The 20,025-nt window shown below is 61.6% G+C and carries 19 protein-coding genes; 12 read left to right on the top strand and 7 right to left on the bottom strand.

The genetic code is table 11. The features are described 5' to 3' along the window. Nucleotides 1-56: 56 nt before the first annotated feature. The gene (locus JZ00_RS08560) at nt 57-956 is read right to left on the bottom strand and encodes a D-hexose-6-phosphate mutarotase (RefSeq protein WP_039593640.1); all 900 of its coding nucleotides are present in this window, start codon (nt 954-956) and stop codon (nt 57-59) included. 57 nt (nt 957-1,013) lie between these two features. After that, on the bottom strand, nt 1,014-1,418 hold the full coding sequence (locus tag JZ00_RS08555; RefSeq protein WP_030139126.1) for an acyl-CoA thioesterase: 405 nt from the start codon (nt 1,416-1,418) through the stop codon (nt 1,014-1,016). Nucleotides 1,419-1,789: 371 nt separating this feature from the next. Between JZ00_RS08555 and JZ00_RS08550 the strand changes: the two genes are divergently transcribed. The 8 genes from JZ00_RS08550 to JZ00_RS08515 all read left to right on the top strand — a co-directional run bounded on the left by JZ00_RS08550 (nt 1,790) and on the right by JZ00_RS08515 (nt 12,297). Then, a complete protein-coding gene (locus JZ00_RS08550) occupies nt 1,790-3,088 on the top strand; it encodes an MFS transporter (RefSeq protein WP_039593589.1) in 1,299 nt (432 codons plus the stop codon). 135 nt (nt 3,089-3,223) lie between these two features. After that, the gene (locus JZ00_RS08545; protein WP_039593590.1) at nt 3,224-4,225 is read left to right on the top strand and encodes a phosphate ABC transporter substrate-binding protein PstS; all 1,002 of its coding nucleotides are present in this window, start codon (nt 3,224-3,226) and stop codon (nt 4,223-4,225) included. A gap of 404 nt (nt 4,226-4,629) precedes the next feature. Further along, nucleotides 4,630-6,663: an ABC transporter permease subunit gene (locus JZ00_RS08540; protein WP_196304816.1), complete on the top strand. Its 2,034-nt coding sequence runs from the start codon at nt 4,630-4,632 to the stop codon at nt 6,661-6,663. Between the two features lie 15 nt (nt 6,664-6,678). Then, on the top strand, nt 6,679-8,349 hold the full coding sequence (gene pstA, locus JZ00_RS08535; RefSeq protein WP_039593592.1) for a phosphate ABC transporter permease PstA: 1,671 nt from the start codon (nt 6,679-6,681) through the stop codon (nt 8,347-8,349). 96 nt (nt 8,350-8,445) lie between these two features. Then, nucleotides 8,446-9,279: a phosphate ABC transporter ATP-binding protein PstB gene (pstB, locus tag JZ00_RS08530; protein WP_039593593.1), complete on the top strand. Its 834-nt coding sequence runs from the start codon at nt 8,446-8,448 to the stop codon at nt 9,277-9,279. Between the two features lie 72 nt (nt 9,280-9,351). Then, the gene (gene phoU / locus JZ00_RS08525) at nt 9,352-10,113 is read left to right on the top strand and encodes a phosphate signaling complex protein PhoU (protein ID WP_030139132.1); all 762 of its coding nucleotides are present in this window, start codon (nt 9,352-9,354) and stop codon (nt 10,111-10,113) included. Between the two features lie 166 nt (nt 10,114-10,279). After that, nucleotides 10,280-11,239: a response regulator gene (locus JZ00_RS08520; RefSeq protein WP_039593594.1), complete on the top strand. Its 960-nt coding sequence runs from the start codon at nt 10,280-10,282 to the stop codon at nt 11,237-11,239. Nucleotides 11,240-11,400: 161 nt separating this feature from the next. Beyond that, the gene (locus JZ00_RS08515; protein ID WP_039593595.1) at nt 11,401-12,297 is read left to right on the top strand and encodes a peptidoglycan DD-metalloendopeptidase family protein; all 897 of its coding nucleotides are present in this window, start codon (nt 11,401-11,403) and stop codon (nt 12,295-12,297) included. A 92-nt stretch (nt 12,298-12,389) separates the two neighbouring features. Here the strand turns inward: JZ00_RS08515 and JZ00_RS08510 are convergent, their stop codons facing one another. From JZ00_RS08510 to phoB, 3 genes are all read right to left on the bottom strand, one after another. After that, nucleotides 12,390-13,730 carry a hemolysin family protein gene (locus JZ00_RS08510; protein ID WP_039593596.1) on the bottom strand — a complete coding sequence of 447 codons (1,341 nt, stop codon included), beginning with the start codon at nt 13,728-13,730 and terminating at the stop codon, nt 12,390-12,392. A 123-nt stretch (nt 13,731-13,853) separates the two neighbouring features. After that, nucleotides 13,854-15,140, bottom strand: a complete 1,287-nt coding sequence (phoR, locus tag JZ00_RS08505) for a phosphate regulon sensor histidine kinase PhoR (RefSeq protein WP_230633498.1) — start codon at nt 15,138-15,140, stop codon at nt 13,854-13,856. Between the two features lie 81 nt (nt 15,141-15,221). Beyond that, the gene (gene phoB, locus JZ00_RS08500) at nt 15,222-15,911 is read right to left on the bottom strand and encodes a phosphate regulon transcriptional regulator PhoB (RefSeq protein WP_003177195.1); all 690 of its coding nucleotides are present in this window, start codon (nt 15,909-15,911) and stop codon (nt 15,222-15,224) included. Nucleotides 15,912-16,063: 152 nt separating this feature from the next. Here phoB and JZ00_RS08495 point away from each other — a divergent pair, with 152 nt between their 5' ends. Next, nucleotides 16,064-16,444 carry a COG4315 family predicted lipoprotein gene (locus JZ00_RS08495; RefSeq protein ID WP_039593598.1) on the top strand — a complete coding sequence of 127 codons (381 nt, stop codon included), beginning with the start codon at nt 16,064-16,066 and terminating at the stop codon, nt 16,442-16,444. Nucleotides 16,445-16,524: 80 nt separating this feature from the next. Here the strand turns inward: JZ00_RS08495 and ubiA are convergent, their stop codons facing one another. After that, nucleotides 16,525-17,415, bottom strand: a complete 891-nt coding sequence (ubiA, locus tag JZ00_RS08490; protein WP_039593599.1) for a 4-hydroxybenzoate octaprenyltransferase — start codon at nt 17,413-17,415, stop codon at nt 16,525-16,527. Continuing rightward, nucleotides 17,415-17,978: a chorismate--pyruvate lyase family protein gene (locus JZ00_RS08485; protein ID WP_045157339.1), complete on the bottom strand. Its 564-nt coding sequence runs from the start codon at nt 17,976-17,978 to the stop codon at nt 17,415-17,417. Before JZ00_RS08485 ends, ubiA begins: the two co-directional genes overlap by 1 nt. Before the next feature lie 176 nt (nt 17,979-18,154). On the opposite strand from JZ00_RS08485, the gene JZ00_RS08480 reads away from it, so the two are divergent. The 3 genes from JZ00_RS08480 (at nt 18,155) to JZ00_RS08470 (ending at nt 19,961) form a co-directional block, all read left to right on the top strand. After that, nucleotides 18,155-18,322: a rubredoxin gene (locus tag JZ00_RS08480; RefSeq protein ID WP_030138222.1), complete on the top strand. Its 168-nt coding sequence runs from the start codon at nt 18,155-18,157 to the stop codon at nt 18,320-18,322. Between the two features lie 23 nt (nt 18,323-18,345). Continuing rightward, a complete protein-coding gene (locus JZ00_RS08475) occupies nt 18,346-19,494 on the top strand; it encodes an NAD(P)/FAD-dependent oxidoreductase (protein WP_039593600.1) in 1,149 nt (382 codons plus the stop codon). A 191-nt stretch (nt 19,495-19,685) separates the two neighbouring features. Continuing rightward, nucleotides 19,686-19,961 (top strand): HU family DNA-binding protein, encoded by a 276-nt coding sequence (locus tag JZ00_RS08470; protein ID WP_003213368.1) that lies wholly within the window; start codon nt 19,686-19,688, stop codon nt 19,959-19,961. Nucleotides 19,962-20,025 lie beyond the last annotated feature (64 nt).

The following is a 20,025-nucleotide window of genomic DNA, read 5'->3' as shown; positions in this document are numbered from 1 at the left end:
CCTGACACAGTTTCAACTGTGGGAGCGACCCGCTCCCACAGGTCTTTTGGTGTGGCTTAGAGCGGCTTGCTGCAAATGCTCACGCCCAAGGTATGGCTGGCGTCCGGCAACAACGTCACCACATCGCCCATCACATTGGCCGTCTCGATGCACAGCATGCGCTGCCAGCCATCGTCGGCCATGTCGCTAAAGGCCTTGGCCCGTTCGGTCCAGGGGTTCCAGATCACCGCCGAGCGCGAGCCGCTGCTGGTCAGTTCGATCCGTCGTTGCCAGTGCGGGTCAACGATGCTCAGCGTCGGCGGGGTATCGAGGTAGATGCGGTCGGTTTCGCCGGCAAAGCGCAGGGCACCGGCCTGGGTATGGGTGTTCCAATCGTCCAGGGTCTCGATGTAGTTCAAGCCGTCGACGCCATCGACCTGCACGTTGCGCACATCGCTGACGGCGAAATAGCTGTGCAGCGCCTGGCTGAGGCTGACGGTTTCGCTGCCACGGTTATGGCTGGTGAGACGGATATGCAACTGCTCGTCCATCACGATGGTCAGCGTCAGGTCGACCTGGTGAGGCCATCCCGGCAGGCCATTTTCAGGGTAGGGCAGCACGAATTCGATGTTCAGGCTCTCGCCTTCGGCCTCGATGCCCTTGAGCTCCCAATCCATCGCTCGCACCAGGCCGTGGGCCGTGGCCGGTTCGTTGCTGACGCGCATCGCCTGGACGCTGTCGGGATTGCGGGTCAGGTTGCCGAACCAGGGCCAGCACACTGGCACGCCGGCGCGGATGCTCTTGCCCGTCTGGAACGTCGCCTGGTCGTTGAGCCAGATCAGCGGCGGCTGGCCGTCCACTTGATAGCTGAGGATATGCGCGCCCTGCTGGGCCACCAGCAACTCGGCCTGACCGTGGCGGATGCGCCAACCATTCAGTTCATCCAGTTTGACGGCTTCGACATTGGGCGTAGGCATATTGCGCATCTCGTTCAGGAACATGGACTGCAATGGACCGCAAAACGGTCGCCGCGTTTAACGGGCGCGGGGTGGAACCGAGCGGGTGCGTCCACTGCCGTCGATGGCGACGAAGACAAACACTGCTTCGGTGACCTTGCGCCATTCGCTGGACAACGGATCGTCGCTCCACACCTCGACCATCATCTGGATCGAGCTACGGCCGATTTCCAACGCCTGGGTATAGAAGGACAACTGCGCACCCACCGCCACCGGCACCAGGAACGCCATGCGATCAATCGCCACGGTCGCCACGCGCCCGCCCGCCACCTTGCTGGCCATCGCGGTGCCGGCCAGGTCCATCTGGGACACCAGCCAGCCGCCGAAAATGTCCCCGAAGCCGTTGGTATCGCGGGGAAGCGCGGTGATTTGCAAGGCCAGGTCGCCTTGCGGGATTGGATCTTCTTGTTCGAGCTCTATCATGCCGGGGGTGCCTCTGACCCGTAACTCTGTCTTGTCTTTCAGGTGAATAGCCGTCTTTGTAAAAAACGATTCAGCCCGAACTGCCACGTTCGTCACGTTTTTCGTAAAGGCGTGCCAAAGGGAAACTCTGCGAAACCGGCTGATTCGTACTACATCACCAACGACGTTTTCGCACAGCAACCCCTTACAGAGTGTCGCAAGGTTGCGAGTATATCGGGCGATAGACGTCGCGACGACCACTGGGTTCTGATTTTGACTGTCAATTACGCGCCTCTATGTGCTTTTTCGAACAATTTGCTATCGTGCCGAACCTGCCCGGGCTCTCATCAGTGTTGTCGGGCCGAGAACCGACTATAAGAGAAACCCTTGCCATGACCACTGCGCCTTCGAGCACGGCGACGCCCGCGCAACCCGCCCGTCCGCTGACCCGCAACGACTACAAGACCCTGTCGCTTTCTGCCCTGGGCGGCGCGCTGGAGTTCTACGATTTCATTATTTTCGTGTTCTTTGCCACCGTGGTCGGCAAACTGTTTTTTCCTGCCGAAATGCCCGAATGGCTGCGCCTGATGCAAACGTTTGGCATTTTTGCCGCCGGTTACCTGGCCCGGCCGCTGGGCGGGATCGTCATGGCCCACTTCGGCGACCTGCTGGGGCGCAAGAAAATGTTCACCTTGAGCATTTTCATGATGGCTGTGCCGACCCTGATCATGGGGCTGTTGCCGACCTATGCGCAGATCGGCATGTGGGCACCGATCCTGTTGTTGCTGATGCGCGTGATCCAGGGCGCAGCCATTGGTGGCGAAGTACCGGGGGCCTGGGTGTTCGTTTCCGAGCATGTGCCGGCGCGCCATATCGGCTATGCCTGCGGCACGCTGACCTGCGGCCTGACGGCAGGAATCCTGTTGGGTTCGCTGGTCGCCACCGCCATCAACAGCATTTATACGCCAGTGGAAGTGGCGGATTACGCTTGGCGGATCCCATTCCTGCTGGGCGGTGTGTTTGGCCTGTTTTCGGTGTACTTGCGCCGCTGGCTCCACGAAACCCCGGTGTTTGCCGAACTGCAACTGCGCAAGGCGCTGGCCGAAGAGGTTCCGTTGCGCGCCGTGCTGCGCGATCATCGCGGCGCCATCGCCATTTCGATGCTGCTGACCTGGCTGCTGTCGGCCGGCGTCATCGTGGTGATCCTGATGACCCCGACGGTGTTGCAGACGGTGTACCACTTCAGTCCGACCACGGCGTTGCAGGCCAATAGCCTGGCGATCGTATTCCTGAGTTTTGGTTGCATTGGAGCCGGTGTGCTGGCCGACCGCTTTGGCGCGGGCCGGGTGTTCGTCTTCGGCAGCGGTTTGTTGTTGGTCACGTTCTGGACCTTTTACCACAGCCTGTTCACTCACCCCGAGTGGCTGTTCCCGCTCTACGCCTTGAGTGGTTTGCTGGTGGGTACCATCGGCGCGGTGCCCTTCGTCATGGTCAATGCCTTCCCGGCCGTGGTGCGCTTCAGCGGCCTGTCGTTCTCCTACAACCTGGCCTACGCGATTTTCGGCGGGTTGACGCCGATGATCGTGACCCTGCTGTTGAAAGAGAGCCCGATGGGGCCGGCGTATTACGTGGCGATCATCTGCGGAATGGGGATGGTGATTGGTGGGTATCTTTGGAAAAAGGGGCGCTAAACAGCCCCTCGCCACGACACCCCCGCAAAATCCAATACTGGCCTTTCATCCAATTGTCATATTTCAGCCATAGAGTGTTCACACGGCTTCCCAATACTTGGCCGACTTAACACACCTATCTGCTAGGAGTAAGGCATGAAACTGAAGCGTTTGATGGCGGCAATGACCTTTGTCGCTGCTGGCGTTGCGACTGCCAACGCGGTTGCCGCTGGTGTTGACCCGGCAATTCCGGCTTACACCAAGACCACTGGTGTATCGGGCAACCTGTCCAGCGTCGGCTCCGATACCCTGGCCAACCTGATGACCTTGTGGGCCGAGAACTACAAGAAAGAATATCCGAACGTAAACATCCAGATTCAAGCGGCCGGTTCTTCCACCGCGCCACCCGCGCTCACCGAAGGCACCTCCAACCTGGGCCCGATGAGCCGCAAGATGAAGGATAACGAGCTGCAGGCTTTCGAACAGAAATACGGCTACAAGCCAACCGCAATCCCGGTTGCCGTGGACGCCCTGGCTGTGTTCGTACACAAGGACAACCCAATCAAAGGCCTGACCATGGCTCAGGTCGATGCGATTTTCTCCTCGACTCGCCTGTGCGGCGCCAAGGCCGACGTCAAGACCTGGGGTGACCTGGGCGTGACTGGTGACCTGGCCAACAAGCCAGTGCAACTGTTCGGCCGTAACTCCGTGTCCGGCACCTACGGCTACTTCAAGGAAGAAGCCCTGTGCAAAGGCGACTACAAGCCAAACGTCAACGAACAGCCAGGTTCGGCTTCGGTCGTGCAGTCGATCAGCAGCTCGCTTAATGGCGTCGGCTACTCGGGTATCGGCTACAAGACCGCCAGCGTGAAAACCGTTGCCTTGGCCAAGAAAGAAGGCGGCGAATTCATCGAAGACAGCGAAGAGAACGCTCTGAACGGCAAGTACCCGCTGTCGCGTTTCCTCTACGTTTACGTCAACAAGGCGCCGAACAAGCCTCTGGCCCCGCTGGAAGCTGAGTTCGTGAAGCTGATCCTGTCCAAGCAAGGCCAGGAAGTCGTGGTCAAGGACGGCTACATCCCGTTGCCAGCCAAAGTAGCCGCCAAGGCACTGGCTGACCTGGGTCTGTCGGAAGGCGGCAGCGTCGCCAAGAAGTAATACCTGAGCCTGGGCCAACGCCCGGGCTGCTGCGGGGGTGGACGTCACTCTCGCGGCCAATTTCCCGTCCGCTGCCGCTTCTAGCTGGCGGCGGATTTGTTGCGTCACTTCACTGTCATCTTTCTGTCATACAGGATCGCTAGGGTGTGCGCATGAATGATCTGGCCAACTCCACAATGACTACGACTTCCCCTCCCAAGCGCATTGACTTCAATACGCCTGAGCTGCAACGCAAGCGCCGCATCCGCGCGCTCAAGGATCGCCTGACCCGCTGGTACGTGCTGGTCGGCGGGCTCGCCGTCCTGGCCGCCATTACCTTGATTTTCTTCTTCCTTGCCTACGTGGTGCTGCCTCTGTTCCAGGGTGCGGACCTGACCGCCAAGGACCCGATCACCCCGGCCTGGATGCAAGACGCCGGTAAACCCCTGATGATCGCCATCGAAGAGCAGAACCAGGTGGCCATGCGTGTTTCCGACAAGGGCCAGGCATTGTTCTACGAGCTCGACAGCGGCGCCGAACTGCGCCGCGTCGACCTGCCGATTCCGGCCGGCGCCAGCGTGACCTCCATTGGCGAAGACCAGCCTGGCAGCCCCTTGGTGGCAATCGGTCTTTCCAACGGCCAGGCCCTGGTGTTCCGCCACACCTATAAAGTCAGCTATCCAGACGGCAAGAAAACCATCTCGCCCGCCATCGAATACCCTTACGGCGAGGCGCCGATTGCATTGAACGAGCAGGGCGCGCCCTTGGAGCACGTCAGCCTCAACGCCACCGATTCGACCCTGCTGCTCGCCGGTTCCAGTGGGGCGCAGTTGTATGTGCTGTCGCTGACCAGCGAAGAAAACATGATGACCGGTGAAGTCACCAACGAGCAGACCCGCATCGACCTGCCGCAGATGACCGAGCCGGTGAAGAACATCTTCGTCGACCCGCGCCAGCAATGGTTGTACGTGGTCAACGGTCGCGCCCAGGCCGACGTCTTCAGCCTGCGTGACAAGAGCCTCAACGGCCGCTACAAACTTCTGGAGAACGCCGACGCAGAAGTCACAGCGACTGCTCAACTGGTCGGCGGGATTTCGCTGATCATCGGTGATTCCAAGGGCGGCCTGGCCCAGTGGTTCATGGCCCGCGATCCGGACGGCGAGCTGCGCTTCAAACAGATTCGTGCCTTCCAGATGGGCAGCGCGCCCATCGTTGAAATCAGCGCTGAAGAGCGTCGCAAGGGTTTCGTGGCCCTGGACGCCGCCGGCAAGCTCGGCGTGTTCCACAGCACCGCCCACCGCACCTTGCTGGTGGACCAGGTAGTCGACGGCCAGGGCCTGTTCGGCATGTCGCCACGGGCCAACCGCCTGATCGTTGAGCAGGGCGGCAAGCTGCAACCATTGGCACTGGACAATCCGCATCCGGAAGTGTCCTGGAGCGCGTTGTGGAGCAAGGTCTGGTACGAAAACTACGACGAACCTAAATACGTCTGGCAATCGACCGCCGCCAACACCGATTTCGAACCCAAGCTGAGCCTTTCGCCGCTGACCTTCGGCACCTTGAAGGCTGCGTTCTACGCGATGCTGCTGGCCGCGCCGCTGGCCATTGCCGCCGCGATCTACACCGCGTACTTCATGGCCCCGGGCATGCGCCGCAAGGTCAAGCCAGTGATCGAGCTGATGGAGGCGATGCCGACGGTGATCCTCGGTTTCTTCGCCGGCCTGTTCCTGGCGCCCTACGTCGAAGGGCACCTGCCAGGCATCTTCAGCCTGTTGATGTTGCTGCCGATCGGCATCCTGGTCGCCGGTTTCGTCTTCAGCCGCCTGCCGGAATCCATTCGCCTGCGGGTGCCGGACGGCTGGGAAAGCGCCTTGTTGATTCCGGTCATCCTGTTCGTGGGCTGGCTCTCGCTGTACATGAGCCCGTACCTGGAAGCCTGGTTCTTCGGTGGCGACATGCGCATGTGGATCTCCCATGACCTGGGCATCACCTACGACCAGCGCAACGCCCTGGTAGTCGGCCTGGCGATGGGTTTCGCGGTCATCCCGAACATCTACTCCATCGCCGAGGACGCTGTGTTCAGCGTGCCGCGCGGCCTGACCCTGGGCTCGCTGGCCCTCGGGGCCACGCCGTGGCAGACCATGACTCGCGTGGTGATCCTCACCGCCAGCCCGGGCATCTTCTCGGCGCTGATGATCGGCATGGGCCGCGCAGTGGGCGAGACCATGATCGTGCTGATGGCCACCGGCAACACCCCGGTCATGGAAATGAACCTGTTCGAAGGCCTGCGCACCCTGGCGGCCAACGTGGCGGTGGAAATGCCCGAGTCGGAAGTCGGCGGCAGCCATTACCGCGTGCTGTTCCTGTCGGCCCTGGTGTTGCTGTTGTTCACCTTCGTCATGAACACCCTCGCCGAGCTGATCCGTCAGCGTCTGCGCAAGAAATATTCGTCGCTTTAAGAAAGGTAGAAGTCTGTGAAACAGAACTCCCTGAAAGGATGGTTCAAGAGCGGCGCCCCAGGCGTCTGGATCAGCGGTGGCGCGGTGTCCATCGCGGTCATCATGACCATTGGCCTGCTGGCGGTGATCGCCGTGCGCGGCCTCGGCCATTTCTGGCCGGCCGACTTGATCCACGCCAGCTACAACGTACCGGGCATGCCTGCGCACCTGGTGGTAGGCGAAGTCGTACAGAAAGAAGAAGTCCCTCGCGAGCGCCTGAAAAGCGCCGGCCTGCCGGTGCCGGACGAAGGCCCGGAGTTCATGACCCGCGAATTGGTGAAGGTCGGCAACCGTGACCTCAACGGCACCGATTTCACCTGGATCGTTGGCGATTGGCTGACCAACCAGACCACACCGCCAGAGCTCATGGCCCTTGAGCGTCGCGAGTGGGGCAACTTCTACGGTTACCTGGTCAACGTCAAGGAACAGGGCAAGGTCATCGCCGAGGGTGAAGCCGCCTGGCCGCAGTTGCAGGCGCGTATCGAACGTGTCAACCAACTCGCCGACGAGCTCAAGACCCTGGAAAAAGTCGACATCGGCGCGATCAACGCTGGCCTGGAACGTATCCGCCTGCATGGTCGCAAGCTGGAACTGGACGGCAAGCTCGACGCCGCCGCCCAGGCCGACCTGGAAAGCGAACGCGCCGAACTCAACGCCCGCTACAAGGACATCGAAGCGCGCCTCTCCGATTTGCACGCGCAGTTCAACCGCGACAGCCTGACGGCCCGCGATGCCAACGGCAAGGAAGTGGAAATCGAAATCGGCAAAGTGGTGCACGCCTACCAGCCAAACGGCATGGGTACGTTCACCAAGATAGGTTTCTATTTCAGCAAGGTCTGGGAATTCCTCAGCGACGACCCGCGTGAAGCCAACACCGAAGGCGGGATTTTCCCGGCGATTTTCGGCACGGTGATGATGACGCTGATCATGGCGATGATCGTGACGCCGTTCGGCGTGCTGGCGGCGGTCTACCTGCGTGAATATGCCCGCCAAGGGCCCATGACCCGCTTGATCCGCATCGCGGTGAACAATCTCGCCGGTGTCCCGGCCATCGTCTACGGTGTATTCGGCCTGGGCTTCTTTGTCTACGTGCTGGGCGGTTCGGTTGACCGGCTGTTCTTCCCCGAAGCCTTGCCGGCGCCGACCTTCGGCACCCCGGGCCTGCTCTGGGCGTCCCTGACCCTCGCGCTGCTGGCGGTGCCGGTGGTGATCGTCGCCACCGAGGAAGGTTTGGCGCGGATCCCACGGACCGTGCGCGAAGGCTCCCTGGCCCTCGGCGCGACCAAGGCCGAGACCCTGTGGAAGATCGTCCTGCCGATGGCGAGCCCGGCAATGATGACCGGCATGATCCTCGCCGTGGCCCGTGCCGCTGGCGAAGTGGCGCCGTTGATGCTGGTGGGCGTGGTGAAGCTGGCCCCGTCGCTGCCACTGGACGGTAATTACCCGTACCTGCACCTGGACCAGAAGATCATGCACTTGGGCTTCCATATCTATGACGTCGGCTTCCAGAGCCCCAACGTCGAGGCCGCCCGACCGTTGGTCTACGCCACGGCGCTGCTGCTGGTGCTGGTGATCGCGATCTTGAACCTGTCGGCAGTGTGGATCCGTAACCACCTGCGCGAGAAATACAAAGCGCTGGATAGTTGATTTTCAGGTGGGAGCGAGCTTGCTCCCACCTATACAGATTGGCATGGCCGCTCAGTTGGCCAACCGAACCGAATTTGTTAGCACAGGGAGCCTCCCATGCAACACGAAGCACATACACACGGCATCAACATGTCGGCCCTGGGCCGCGACAAGCAGAGCTTGAACCTGGCTCAGGAAACCGTCGCCATCGAAGTGCCCGGCCTGAACCTGTTCTACGGTCAGAAGCAGGCGCTGTACGACGTCAGCCTGAACATCCCGAAACAACGCGTCACCGCGTTCATCGGCCCGTCGGGCTGCGGCAAGTCGACCTTGCTGCGTACCTTCAACCGCATGAACGACCTGGTGGACGGTTGCCGCGTCGAAGGCGAGATCAACCTCTACGGCAATAACATCTACCGCAAGGGCGAGGACGTGGCCGAGCTGCGTCGGCGCGTGGGCATGGTGTTCCAGAAGCCCAACCCATTCCCGAAGACCATCTACGAAAACGTGGTGTACGGCCTGCGCATCCAAGGCATCAACAAGAAGCGCATCCTTGATGAAGCCGTTGAATGGGCGCTCAAGGGCGCGGCGCTGTGGGACGAAGTCAAGGACCGCCTGCACGAGTCGGCCCTGGGCCTGTCCGGCGGCCAGCAGCAACGCCTGGTCATCGCCCGCACCATCGCCGTGGAACCGGAAGTCCTGCTGCTCGACGAACCTTGCTCGGCACTCGACCCGATCTCGACGCTGAAGGTCGAAGAGCTGATCTACGAGCTCAAGTCCAAGTTCACCATCGTCATCGTGACCCACAACATGCAGCAGGCGGCACGGGTATCGGACTACACCGCGTTCATGTACATGGGCAAGCTGGTGGAGTTTGGAGACACCGACACCTTGTTTACCAATCCGGCCATGAAGCAGACCGAGGACTACATCACCGGTCGTTACGGCTAGTCAGCCGTAGTTGCTCATTGACTTCACGCTGCGGTCCGCCGCACCTTACCGGACGCTCCAAGGACGCCAAAGATGATTAGTAAAGAAGGCCTTACCCACCACATTTCCGCGCAGTTCAACGCCGAGCTGGAAGAGGTGCGCAGCCACCTGCTGGCGATGGGCGGGCTGGTGGAAAAGCAGGTCAACGACGCGGTGACCGCGCTGATCGAGGCCGATTCCGGCCTGGCCCAGCAAGTGCGCGAAATCGATGACCAGATCAACCAGATGGAACGCAACATCGACGAAGAGTGCCTGCGTATCCTGGCCCGTCGCCAACCGGCTGCTTCCGACCTGCGCCTGATCATCAGCATTTCCAAGTCGGTGATCGACCTTGAGCGGATCGGCGACGAAGCCACCAAGATCGCCCGTCGTGCAATCCAGTTATGCGAAGAAGGCGAAGCCCCGCGCGGTTACGTCGAGGTGCGCCACATCGGCGACCAAGTACGCAACATGGTCCGCGACGCGCTGGACGCCTTCGCCCGTTTCGACGCCGACCTGGCGCTGTCGGTGGCCCAATACGACAAGATCATCGACCGCGAGTACAAGACCGCCCTGCGTGAGCTGGCGACCTACATGATGGAAGACCCGCGCTCGATTTCGCGGGTGTTGAGCATCATCTGGGTGCTGCGTTCCCTGGAGCGTATCGGCGATCATGCGCGCAACATCTCCGAACTGGTGATCTACTTGGTGCGCGGCACCGATGTGCGGCACATGGGTCTCAAGCGGATGAAGGAAGAAGTGGAGGGCACCCCGTCCGAAACCGCTAATGTTCCCGGTGAAACTGACGATAAGTAAGATTGCCAAGAAAAGCGCCCGGCCTTCTGGTCGGGCTTTTTTTTGCGGTTTTTTTAACCGAAAGCAGCACCCCGCGAACGAAAAGTCCCGGCGTGACTGAAGGTTTTTGGCAATGTGCCATCAGTAAGGCGGTATGCTTGCCGGGATTTTTTAGAGGTGTATCTGGATGAGTAAGGTCAGTGTGTTGGTCGTGGACGATGCTTCGTTCATTCGTGACTTGGTGAAGAAGTGCCTGCGCAACTACTTCCCAGGTATCCGCATCGAAGACGCGGTGAACGGCAAGAAAGCCCAGGCCCTGCTGGCCCGTGAAGCGTTCGACCTGGTGCTGTGCGACTGGGAAATGCCGGAGATGTCCGGCCTGGAACTGTTGACCTGGTGCCGCCAGCAGGACAACCTCAAGGGCATGCCGTTCGTGATGGTCACCAGCCGTGGCGACAAGGAAAACGTGGTCCAGGCGATCCAGGCCGGCGTGTCCGGCTATGTCAGCAAACCCTTCACCAACGAGCAACTGCTGACCAAGGTCAAGCAGGCCCTGAACAAGGTCGGCAAGCTCGACACGTTGATGAACAGCGCCCCGACCAAGATGAACTCGGCGTTTGGCAATGACTCCCTCAGCGCCCTGACCGGTGGCAAGGCTGCTCCGGCTGCCGCTTCAGCGCCCGCAGCGAACCCGTTCGCCAAGCCCGCCGCCCCGGCCGCTGCGCCTGCGCCCGCTGCGGCTGCCGCCCCGGCCCGTGGTCTGCTCAACAGCCCGCCCGTCAAGGCACCTGCCGCGTCCGCGCCGACCAGCAATCGCGGGCAAGGCCAGCTGCGCCTGTCCAGCGGCACCCAGCAATGCGTGATCAAGGCCCTGAGCCTCAAGGAAGCGCTGTTGGTGGTCAAGCGCACCGACACCCTGCCACAAGTGCTGGAAAGCTCGGTGCTGGACATGGAGCAGGGCGACAACGCCGAGACCGCTCGTCTGAACGGCTACCTCCACGCCATCGTCGCCCACGAGCAGACGCCGGACAGCGAATGGCTGCAACTGACCTTCCGCTTCGTCGACAAAGACCCACAGAAACTCGACTACATCTCCCGCCTGATCGCCCGCGGCACTGCGCAGAAGCACTTCGTACCGGGCGCCTGATCCGGCGGCGCGCTTCAGTCCGACATCGCGAGCTTGCTCGCGATGAGGCCATCCGATCTAACGCCCTCTGCGATCCAATTTTGAAACATCCGTCGACTACGCTGGTCCATCCCAGCTGCTAGGCTGCTTTGCAGGCCTTCATTTCGACAGAATTCTTGCCCATGCTCGTGCCGTTGCTGTTCGCCTGTGGTCTTGTCCTGGCCGCCACCCCGGCCCTGGCCATGACCATCTACAAATCCACCGATGCCAATGGCGTGGTGTCCTATAGTGACCGCCCCAGCAAAGGCGCCCAGGTGTTCGTGTTCCGCGATCGCATGGTCGAGCGCCTCGAGCGGCAGGTGTATCTCGACATCCGGAAGCAGAAGGGCGCGGACGCGGTTTATGTACGCAACGACCTGTATGCGCCCGTGGAGATCGAGCTGAGTTTCGCTGGGCTGCGCAATGTGAGCGGCGCGCCGAGCCGGCCGATTCGCCGAGTAATGCCAGCGCGCAGCAACCTGCGCCTGGCGCTGCTCACGGCTACCCGGCCCGGCAGGCCGCTGGTGTATACCCCGCGGTTCGAGTATTCCCTGGGCGACCCCGCAGGCACGGCGCAGGCGTATCGCTACCCACTGCCGTGGCGCGGTGGGCCGTTTCGGCTGAGCCAGGGTGCCAACGGCCAATACAGCCACTACGGTCCGAAGAACCGCTACGCCATGGACATCGCCATGCCTGTAGGCACGCCGATCATCGCCGCGCGGGGGGGCGTGGTCATCAAGACCGAAAACGAGCAGACCGGGCGCGGCACCGACCCTTCCGGCAACTTCGTGCGCGTGCTGCACGATGACGGGACCATGGGCGTGTACCTGCATCTGCAAAAGGGCTCGGTGAGCGTACGGGAAGGGCAGCGGGTGTCGGTGGGTACGCCGCTGGCGCTGTCGGGCAACACCGGCAACAGCTCCGGCCCGCACTTGCACTTCGTGGTGCAGCGCAATACCGGGCTGGGGCTGGTGTCGATTCCCTACCAGTTCAACCAGCCGGTGGGCGACTTGCCCAACTTTGCAGTGGGCAAGCAGTAGTAGCACTGGAGATTCGGAGGGCTTTTTGTGGCGAGGGAGCAAGGTCCCTCGCCACAATGGGTTATGCCTTCAACTTGCGCGCGAGTTGACACTCAATCGAGCATCAACACCTTCGCCAGGATGATCTTCGGACCCTTCATCTTCTTGATGATGATGCGCAGGCCTTCGACTTCCAGCACTTCCTCCTCTTCCGGCACGCGCTTGAGGGTTTCATAGACCAGCCCGGCCAGGGTTTCGGCTTCGATGTGGTCCAGGTCGATCCCCAGCAGGCGCTCCACCTTGAACAGCGGCGTGTCGCCGCGTACCAGCAGCTTGCCCGGCTGGTAGGCCAGGATGCCGCGTTCGGCCTTGCGGTGTTCGTCCTGGATGTCGCCTACCAGCACTTCCAGCACGTCTTCCATGGTCAGGTAGCCGATGATGTTGCCGTCGGCTTCCTCGACCAGGGCGAAGTGCGAGCCACCCTTGCGGAACTGCTCCAGCAACTGCGACAGCGGCATGTGCCGCGACACGCGCTCCAGTGGCCGGGTCAGTTCGGCCAGGTTGAACGACTCGGGAATGTGATCCAGCGCCGCCAGTTCCAGCAACAGATCCTTGATGTGCAGCAGGCCGACGAACTCCTGGCGCTCGCTGTCGTACACCGGGTAACGGCTGAATTTGTGGCGACGGAACATCGCCAGGATTTCCTTGAGCGGCGCGTTGAACTCCAGCGTCACCAGGTCTTCCCGGGAATTGGCCCAGTCCACCACTTCCAGCTCGCCCATTTCCACGGCGGAGGCCAGCACGCGCATGCCTTGGTCGCTCGGATCCTGGCCACGGCTGGAGTGCAGGATCAGTTTCAGTTCTTCGCGGCTGTAATGGTGCTCGTGATGCGGGCCGGGCTCGCCTTGGCCGGCAATGCGCAGGATAGCGTTGGCGCTGGCGTTGAGCAGGTAGATCGCCGGGTACATGGCCCAATAGAACAGATAGAGCGGCGCAGCCGTCCATAGCGACAGCAGTTCGGGTTTGCGGATCGCCCAGGATTTGGGCGCCAGCTCACCGACCACGATGTGCAGGTACGAAATGATGAAGAACGCGGTGAAGAACGACACGCCCTTGATCACTTCCGGCGATTCGACACCGATCGCGCCCAGGAGCGGTTCGAGGATATGGGCGAACGCCGGCTCACCGACCCAGCCCAGGCCCAGGGACGCCAGGGTGATGCCCAGCTGGCAGGCCGAAAGGTACGCGTCGAGCTGGCTGTGGACGGTGCGCAGGATATGCCCGCGCCAGCCGTGCTGCTCGGCGATGGCCTCGACCCGGGTCGAGCGTAGCTTGACCATGGCGAATTCGGCCGCAACGAAAAAACCGTTGAGCAGGACCAGGACCAGAGCAAAAAGAATCATGCCGAATTCGGCGAAGAGTGAGACGAGGGACAAACCAGGGGAAGGGTCCATGATGGAGTTTTGCAGGTTCCGTATGTTGGTATGAGAAGGAAATCAGCGCCTGAAGAGGCAGGCGCAAGTCAGCCAATGTAGCGGCTGACTTGGCGATTGCCTAGTGGCAAGAGCTGGTCGGCATCACTCGTCGCGATTCGAAACGCGTGCGCGAACCACCTGCGCCGGGGCGAAATGGCAGGTGAACGTGCTGCCGTGGCCGGGCACGCTGCTGATTTCCATGCGTGCGCGGTGGCGCAGCAGGACGTGTTTGACGATGGCCAATCCGAGCCCGGTGCCGCCAGTGTTGGAGTTGCGGCTGGAGTCGACCCGGTAGAAGCGTTCGGTCAGGCGCGGCAGGTGCTTGCTGTCGATACCGATGCCCGAATCGCGCACGCTCAGGTGCGCGCCTTGTTCATCGCCCCACCAGCGGACGTGAATTCTTCCCTGTTCCGGCGTGTACTTGACCGCGTTGAACACCAGGTTGGAAAACGCGCTGCGCAGTTCCGCCTCGCTGCCCTTGAGCTGGATGGCCGGGTCGGCTTCGAGCGTAATGGCTTGTTGCTTGGGGCCGGACAGTTCCTGTGCATCTTCGACGATGATCTGCAGGAGTTCGTCGATCGGCACGGGCTGGTTGTCCGACGGGTAATCGGTGGCTTCCAGTTTCGCCAGCAGCAGCAGATCGTTGAGCAAGGTCTGCATGCGCCCGCCTTGCTGCTGCATCTGCTGCAGGGCCCGGCTCCAGCGCGGGTTCACCTCCTCGACATTGTCGAGCAGGGTTTCCAGGTAACCGCAGATCACCGTCAGCGGCGTACGCAGCTCATGGGAAACGTTGGCGACGAAGTCTTTACGCATTTGTTCCAATTGGTGGATGCGCGTCACGTCGCGCACCAGCATCAAATGCTCGTTGTTGCCGTAGCGGGTGATGTAGAGCTGGATGCGCAGCCGATCATTGGTCGGCGAGGGGATTTCCAGGGGTTCGGCGTAATTGTCCTGCTCGAAATATTCCTTGAAGCGCGGGTGGCGCACCAGGTTGGTCACCGGTTGGCCGCTGTCCTGGGGCGTCTTGAGGCCCAGCAGGGTTTCGGCGGCGCGGTTCCACCATTCCAGGTTGCCTTCGCTGTCGAGCATGATCACTGCGTCTTTCAGCGCGGCCGTGGATTCCTGGACGCGGTCGATCACCGCCTGCAGGCGGCCCCGAACGCGCTGGTCGCGCCGTTGCAAGTGATAGATGCTGTCGAACACCTCGCCCCACAGGCCGTAGCCGTCGGGCGGCGCTTCGTCGGGTTGGTGCAGGCGCAGCCACTCATGCAGGCGCAGCAATTGCTTGAGAGTCCAGGCCAGGTAAAGCGCCAGCCCCACGGCCAGGCTCCAGCCGTAATACCCGCTGATCAGGCCGATCAGCAGGCATCCGGTAACCAGCAACAACATATGGCGGATGAGGGTGCCATGCCAGTTTTGATTCACGTGAACGCGCGTCCTTGTCAGCTTGTCGGGCGGTAAGGGCTCGTATCAGGCCTTTGTCGAGAAACGATAACCGGTGCCGCGCACGGTTTGTACCAGATTCTCGTAGGCATCGCCGAGGGCCTTGCGCAGGCGCCGGATGTGCACGTCCACGGTGCGCTCCTCGACATACACGTTGCCGCCCCAGACTTGGTCCAGCAGTTGCCCGCGGGTGTAGGCGCGCTCTTGGTGGGTCATGAAGAATTGCAGCAGGCGATATTCGGTCGGGCCCATCTCGGCGGGCTTGCCGTCGATGGTCACGCGGTGGCTGATCGGGTCGAGCAGCAGGCCACCGACTTCGATGGGCGCTTCACCGTCGGTCGGTCCGGCACGACGCAGTACGGCCTTGAGACGCGCCACCAGTTCCCGTGGGGAGAACGGCTTGGTGATGTAGTCGTCGGCGCCGACTTCCAGGCCCTGGATCTTGTTGTCCTCTTCGCCCTTGGCGGTGAGCATGATGATCGGAATGTCGCCGGTCAGCTCATCGCGCTTGAGGCGCCGCGCCAACTCGATGCCAGACGTGCCCGGCAGCATCCAGTCCAGCAGGATCAGGTCAGGCTTGCGGTCGACTATGATGGCGTGCGCCTGCTGAGAATTTTCTGCTTCCATGCAGTCATAGCCGGCCATCTCCAACGCAACGGCGATCATCTCGCGAATGGGCGCCTCGTCGTCGACGATCAGAATGCTCCTGCCAACCATGGGGTAATCCTCTTGTCATTTAACTGTCTTGCGCCGCATTAGATAACGGAATTATTGCAGTCGTGTGACAGAAATTTCTGTGCGCGGCAGCAAAGGGGATCCTGGACTACGCTTTTCAGTCCGAATCCTGACAACTACAAAGGAAGGTTTCCATGAATCACTTCACCCAATCCATCAAGGTGCTGGGGCTGGTGGCTGCGCTGGCATTGCCTGGGATGGCGTTTGCGGCGGGCGAGCCGGCGATGGCAAAGGATGGCGTGCTGACCACGCATGAGGGCATGACGCTGTATACGTTCGACAAGGATGCAGGCGACAAATCGATGTGCAACGGCCAATGCGCAACCAACTGGCCGCCGCTCATGGCTGACAGCACCGCCACGCCCAGCGGTGACTGGACCGTAATTACCCGCGACGATAACAAGTCACAGTGGGCCTACAAGGGTAAGCCGCTTTACACCTACATCGACGACAAGAAGGCGGGTGAAAAGACCGGTGACGAAAAGGGTAAAGTTTGGCATGTCGCCAAGCCCTGACTGACTGCTCGAACCGCTTTTCGTGGCGAGGGAGCAAGCTCCCTCGCCACAGGTTCATGTTTGCGCCGGATCGGCTTGACTCAACGCAACCCGTAATCCAACACAATCCCCACGAAAATCGCCAACCCGGCCCAATGGTTGTGCAGGAACGCCTTGAAGCAGCGCATCCGGTCCCTGCCACGGGTGTACCAGAACTCCCAGGCGAAACACGCGGCGGCGGCCAGCAGCCCCAGGTGGAACCAGCCGCCCAGCTGGAATTTCGACCCGGCCAACAGCAGGCAGCCCAAGGCCAGGCCCTGCAACGTCAGGATGATCACCCGGTCGGCATCGCCAAACAGGATCGCCGTGGACTTCACCCCGATCTTCAGGTCATCGTCCCGGTCGGTCATCGCGTAGTAGGTGTCATAGCCCACCGTCCACAGCAGGTTGGCGATGTACAACAACCATGCAGCCGCCGGGAGATGGCCGGTTTCGGCGGTAAACGCCATCGGCATGCCCCAGGAAAACGCCGCGCCCAGCACCACTTGCGGGTAATACGTGTAGCGCTTCATGAACGGGTAACTGAACGCCAGCGCCAGGCCGCCGAGGGACAGCAGGATCGTCGGCGCGTTGGTGCACAGTACTAGCAGGAAGCTCACGCTCATCAGCACGGCGAAGAACACCAGCGCCTCTTTCGAGCTGATCTTGCCGCTCACCAGTGGACGTTGCTCGGTGCGTTTGACGTGGCCGTCGACCTTGCGGTCGGCCCAGTCGTTGATCACGCAGCCGCCGGCGCGGGTCAGCACCACGCCGAGTACAAAAATCACGATGTTGGCCACGGATGGCGAGCCTTCGCCGGCAATCCACAGCGCCCATAACGTCGGCCACAGCAGTAGATAAATACCGATGGGCTTGTCCATGCGCGTCAGTTGCACGAAGTCCCAGGCCCGCGGATTGAGGCGGTTCAAGGATTTGAGCAGTTGCACGTACATCAGCAATTCTCCGAATAGGCGCGGGCGACCGTCCACAGGCTGGGCAGGAACACTTCCGCCACCAGCACGCTCAACGCACCGCGGTCGAAACGAGAACGACGGCCCCATAACGCGTTGCTGCGAACCTGCGGCGGCAGCCATTGGCTCGGGTAGTGGCAGACCTCGATCGCCCGACGCTGGAACGCCTGGTCACAAAACAACAGCTCGCCCAACGAGCGGCTGCCCAGTTCATCCATCTGCAAGCCGTCGCCCTGCAACGCGCTGCGCGCCGCCACGCTGCGGGCAAACACCCAAGGCTCGCCGTGGCCGCGCAAGTACACTTCGCGCACCCAACCCTCGCTGCCCTCGGCCAGGTCCAGTGCAGCACATTCGTCGGCGCGCAACGGCTGCCAGCCTTCGAACAACGGCGTCACGCTGAAGTGATCATCCGACAGGCCTGTCAGACGCCGGGTCAGGGAGCCTTCGTCGAATAGCCAGTCCATGACGCACGCATCCGGGCGGGGCGATAGCAGGTGTTGAGGCAGCCATTGAAGTGTAGGAAATATCGAATTTGTCGGCGGCACAGGGGTCTTGAATGGCAGCAAATGAGGCCGCGAGCTTACCATGCCGGTCGGCGGTTTTGGCCGAGCCAACCCGCCGTCGCGCCGATGCCGCTTGCATCTGTCGCGATCGATCAGTACAAAACCGCCCTGAGCCGGAAAATACCGGCCAAAGCCTGACATCTTGAGGAAGTATTGGAATGAAGAAGTGGCAATGTATCGTCTGTGGCCTGATCTACAACGAAGCCGATGGCTGGCCGGACGATGGCATCGCGCCCGGCACCCGTTGGGAAGATGTACCGGAAGACTGGCTGTGCCCGGACTGCGGCGTCGGCAAGATGGATTTCGAAATGATCGAAATCAACTGATCGTTTCATAAACGGAGAGCAACATGAGCGCACCTGTCGTTATCGTCGGTACTGGCCTGGCCGGTTACAACCTGGCCCGGGAATTTCGCAAGCTCGACAGCGAAACCCCGTTGCTGCTTATTACCGCGGACGACGGCCGCTCCTACTCCAAACCGATGCTCTCCACCGGCTTTGGCAAGAACAAAGACGCCGATGGCCTGAGCATGGCCGAACCCGGCGCGATGGCCGGCCAACTGAACGCTGAGGTGCGCACCCACACGCGCATCAGCGGCATCGACCCGGGCCACAAGCGCCTGTGGATCGGCGAAGAGGCGGTGAATTATCGCGACCTGATCCTGGCCTGGGGCGCTGAAACCGTACGTGTGCCGGTGCAAGGCGATGCCGCAGACTTGATCTTCCCGATCAATGACCTTGAAGACTATGCCCGCTTTCGCGCCGCCGCCGCTGGCAAGCGCCGGGTGCTGCTGCTCGGCGCCGGCCTGATCGGCTGCGAATTTGCCAACGACCTGATCCTCGGCGGCTATGAAGTCGAGCTGGTGGCCCCGTGCGAACAAGTCATGCCGACGCTGTTGCACCCTGCCGCCGCGGCAGCGGTACAGGCCGGGCTGGAAAGCCTCGGCGCGCGTTTCCACCTCGGGCCGGTGCTCAATCGCCTGCAACGGGTGGGCGATGGATCGGAAGCGCACCTGTCGGATGGCCAAGTGATTACCTGCGACCTGGTGGTCTCGGCCATCGGCCTGCGCCCGCGCATCGACCTGGCCGCCGCGGCCGGCCTGCTGGTCAACCGCGGCGTGGTGGTCGATCGTCACCTGAAGACTTCCCACGCCAATATCTACGCCTTGGGTGATTGCGCCGAGGTCGATGGCTTGAACCTGCTCTACGTCATGCCGCTGATGAGTTGCGCCCGCGCCCTGGCTCAAACCCTGGCCGGCAACCCGACCGCTGTCAGCTATGGCGCCATGCCGATCACCGTCAAGACGCCGGTGTGCCCACTGGTGGTTTCGCCACCGCCACGGGGCAGCGAAGGCGTCTGGAGCGTCGAAGGGCAGGGCGCCGACATCAAGGCCTTGTGCCGCGATACCCAAGGCAATTTGCTGGGTTACGCCCTGACGGGGGCGGCTGTGATGGAGAAACTGGCGCTGAACAAGCAGCTTCCGGCGCTGCTGGCGTAAATGGCGGTCGTTCTGTCGTAAATACCCTGCTTTTGACGCCACAAACACCCGCCGGCCACTGGCGCCGGTTGCGGCCCCGTGCCATCCTCACTCCCGTCTGCCGCAGAGTAGAGCCTGCGGCGCCTTAGGGGTTGTTCCGAAGAGAACAGCACGGACATAACAACAAAAAAACCGTCAAAGGGGCTTCATTCATGCGTAAACCAGAACTCGCCGCCGCCATCGCGGAAAAAGCGGACCTCACCAAAGAACAAGCCAACCGCGTCCTCAACGCCGTCCTCGAAGAAATCACCGGCGCCCTGCACCGCAAGGACAGCGTGACCCTGGTGGGCTTCGGCACCTTCCTGCAACGCCACCGCGGCGCCCGCACTGGCAAGAACCCGCAAACCGGCGAGCCGGTGAAAATCAAGGCCAGCAACACCGTTGCGTTCAAGCCGGGCAAATCCTTGAAGGACAGCGTCAACCCATAATTGCGGCGAGTACCTCGATCGAGGGAAGGAAGCGGCAACAAAAAAGGCATACCGAAGGTGATCG

The sequence above is a fragment of the Pseudomonas frederiksbergensis genome (genome assembly GCF_000802155.2).
GTDB lineage: Bacteria > Pseudomonadota > Gammaproteobacteria > Pseudomonadales > Pseudomonadaceae > Aquipseudomonas > Aquipseudomonas frederiksbergensis_A.
Note: the sequence above shows the minus strand (reverse complement) of the source record. Positions and strands in the feature narration are given on the sequence as shown.